This window comes from Acidimicrobiia bacterium (assembly GCA_016650365.1).
Lineage (GTDB): Bacteria > Actinomycetota > Acidimicrobiia > Spongiisociales > JAENVV01 > JAENVV01.
The window spans coordinates 1-2,438 of the sequence record JAENVV010000044.1 but is presented as its reverse complement, the minus strand read 5'-3'; the positions used below and the strand labels follow the sequence as shown (position 1 = coordinate 2,438).

Sequence of the window (2,438 nt, the reverse complement as noted above, 5' to 3'; positions counted from 1 at the left end):
GCAACGCCCGAATACCCGCCTATCCCGGCCGATAGCTTCGGTGCCCTGGTTTCGATGTCGATAGCCGCCCCCCAGACCGTGTTTGCGACCGTAACCCAATCGGCGCCGGACTCGGCGGCCGCCACGGCGATTTCGCCAACATCGATGGCGTTGGGACTCAGTTTAGCGCCAACCGGGACAGTCACGGCCTTTCGTACGGCCCCGATCACCGCTGCCGTGGCGATCGGATCTAACGCAAACATGCCTTTCCCTTCCAGGTTGGGGCAGGAAAGATTGACCTCGATGGCAACAATGTCTGCCGAAGCCATGGCGGTTGCCACGGTCACATACTCTTCGATGGTGTAGCCGACCGCCGAACCGATGACCCCAACGCCGAGGCCCACAAGACGAGGACCGATCTCTGCAAGCCAGGCGTCGATGCCGGGATTCTGGATCCCGATGGCGTTCAACATTCCTGCCTCTGTCGGGGCAACCCGCGGAGCGGCCCGACCCGGCCATGGAACAGCCGACACCGACTTGGCGGTCGCACACCCATAGGCGGTCAGATCGGTAACCGCGGCAAATTCAACCACCGAACCGATCGTCCCGGAGGCGGCAACGAGGGGGGTGGGCAACGCCAGGGAGCCGAGGCTGGTGGCGAGAGAGGGCTTGCTCACCGGTGCCAGTCCTGAAGGCTACGAACCCGCAGCAGGGCATCTGGGCCCTCCTGGAGCGACCGAGCAGCCGCCAAAGCTCCCTGGACGGTCGTCACGCACGGAATCCCGGCATGCTGGGCGGCAATGCGCATCTTCCAGCCGTCAGTGCGGGCCCGACTGCCCCGAGGCGTATTGATGACCAATTGGACTTTTCGACCCTCAATGAGTGCCAGGGTGTCGTTCTCCGACTCCCCTACCTTGTCGACGACCTCATTCGGCACCCCGTGATGGTTTAGATAGCGACTTGTACCGGGCGTGCAATACAGCGTAAAGCCGCGCATCGTGTAGGCCTGAGCAGCCGCCAGCCCGATCGCTTTGTCACGATCGGCCAGCGACAGGAACACATTGCCCGATTGGGGCAGTTTCATCCCGGCCGCCAACAGAGCTTTCCCATAGGCCAGGCCGGCCGACTCGGCGATCCCCATCACCTCCCCGGTAGCGCGCATTTCTGGACCGAGAATGATGTCTTCGTCGGGGAAGCGATCCCATGGCAACACTGCTTCCTTGACGGCAAAGAATTCCGGCCGGGCACTCTCAAACGGTATAAGGCCCTCCGCTCGCAGGTCTTCGATCCTCGATCCCATCATCACCCGCGTGGCAACTTTGGCGAGCGGAACCCCCGATGCCTTGGAGATGAACGGAACGGTTCGTGAACCGCGCGGGTTGGCCTCGAGGAGGAACACGTCGTCTGATTTCACGGCGAATTGAATATTGATGAGACCCCGCACATTCAGGCCGTTGGCAAGATCTTCGGTGTACTGCAGGATGGTGGCGATCGCTCCATCCGACAACGTCGGCGGCGGCGTGACGCACGCCGAGTCTCCCGAGTGCACGCCAGCCGACTCAACGTGTTCCATGATTCCACCGACGAGGAGTTCATGTCCGTCGTACACGGCGTCAAGATCAACCTCAGTGGCTGCCTCAAGGAAACGGTCGATCAGGAGGGGTGCCTCTGACAGGTCAAAGCCGGCTCCGCTGCTGGCGGCGCCGTCCCCGATCTCATTTGTCTGGTACATCGCCGCCAAATACTCGGATAACTCCTCGTAGGAGTAGACGACCTTCATGGCCCGCCCGCCAAGCACATACGAGGGACGGACCAGAACCGGCAACCCGATCTGGTCGACGACTTCGCCCGCTTCCGTCGCCGATCGGGCAATCCCGTGCGGCGGCTGACGTATGCCTAGCTTCTTGCAGAGCGCCGAAAACTGCTCCCGGTCCTCGGCTTGCTCGATCGAGGCGGGAGATGTCCCCGCAATCGGGACACCACGAGCGGCCAGAGAACTGGCCAGGTTGAGGGGTGTCTGGCCTCCCAACTGGACGATGACCGCCTCCGGTTGCTCGGCGTCGACGATCGCCAGGACGTCTTCGACGGTCAACGGTTCGAAATAGAGACGATCAGATGTGTCGTAGTCCGTCGAAACCGTCTCGGGATTGCAGTTCACCATGACCGTTTCAAAGCCGGCATCCCGGAGCGCAAATGCCGCGTGAACACAGCAGTAATCGAACTCGATGCCTTGGCCGATCCGATTCGGCCCAGATCCAAGCACCACGACCCGGGGCTTGTCCGCCGGCGGAACCTCATCTTCTTCCTCGTAGGTCGAGTACATATACGGGGTGTGGGCTTCGAACTCCGCTGCGCACGTATCAACCGTCTTGTACGTGGGTCGGACTCCGAACTCATGACGAAGCTCCCGCACGAAGTCCTCGTCACGACCCCACAGATACGCCAACTGGTGATCTGAG

Annotated in this window: 2 protein-coding genes; both read right to left on the bottom strand. The window is 61.9% G+C overall.

Translation table 11 applies throughout. The features are described from left to right. On the bottom strand, positions 1–656 hold a 656-nt coding region (locus JJE47_03015; GenBank protein MBK5266380.1), incomplete at its 3' end, for a dihydroorotate dehydrogenase. Continuing rightward, a partial coding sequence (gene carB, locus JJE47_03010) for a carbamoyl-phosphate synthase large subunit (protein MBK5266379.1) occupies positions 653–2,438 on the bottom strand: 1,786 nt, incomplete at its 5' end. The genes carB and JJE47_03015, both read right to left, overlap by 4 nt.